Raw genomic sequence first — 822 nt, forward strand, 5'->3', positions numbered from 1 at the left:
GGGAGGGGGCCGTCAGACTCGGGTCAGGGTGAACGTGCCCGTGCCGTCCTGCCTGCCGCTGGAGTACTGGCGGATCAACTCCCCGTCGGCGTACCGGTCGTAGCCCATCATGGAGCCGGTGTACTTGTTCTGCACACCGATCTTCGAGCTGCCGGGTACGTCGCGGTAGATGGAGAACCGCTGGAGGTCGTCCTCCCCGCAGGTGGTCGTCGTCAGGTAGGCCTGCTCCTGGTTGGCGATGTTCGCCGGGACGGTCGCGCATCCGCCGTTGCCCCAGTTCCACAGGGACGCCTCGATGACCCCGTTGCGCTCCGTCACGTTGCACAGCCGCCAGTTGTCCAGGTGGGCGCTGAAGAACGTGGATTCGCGCAGGCGGATGCCGTCGTTGGCCAGGAGCGGTGCGCTCCAGTTCAGGGGCTTGCCGGGGACGTCGATCCTGTAGACGGCGGCTTGGCAGTCAAGTGCGGCCCGCGTGGCGGGGGCCGGGCTCCCGGTGGCCTTCACGCTCTTCTCGGCCTTGGCGGCCTTCTCGGCGTCGTGCCTGGCCCGGTCGGCCTTCGCCGAGGGGACCGGCCCGGCCGGGTGCTTCGCGGTGGCGGTGGGGGAGCCGCAGTCGAGGAGGACCTGCGCCTTGCGCATGATGCTGTTGGCGGGGACCTTGTCCTCGCAGCGCACCGCGCCTTCTTCGAGGGCGGTGTAGGTGGTGTAGCTGCCGGTGTCGGCCCCTTCGATCCACTTCAGCGCCCAGCTGCCGTCGCCCTGTTGGACGCGGTTGCAGTTGAGGCTGCCGTACGTACCGGTGACCTTCTTGGTGCCCTTGTA

1 pseudogene is annotated in these 822 nt (G+C 68.6%); it reads right to left on the reverse strand.

Features of this window, described 5'->3' with window-relative positions:
- Positions 1-12: 12 nt before the first annotated feature.
- Positions 13-822 (reverse strand): annotated as a pseudogene (locus IE182_RS31545) (hypothetical protein); the annotation flags it as partial.

Origin of the sequence: Streptomyces cinnamoneus, from assembly GCF_014650495.1 — a bacterium.
GTDB classification, from domain to species: Bacteria; Actinomycetota; Actinomycetes; order Streptomycetales; family Streptomycetaceae; genus Streptomyces; species Streptomyces cinnamoneus.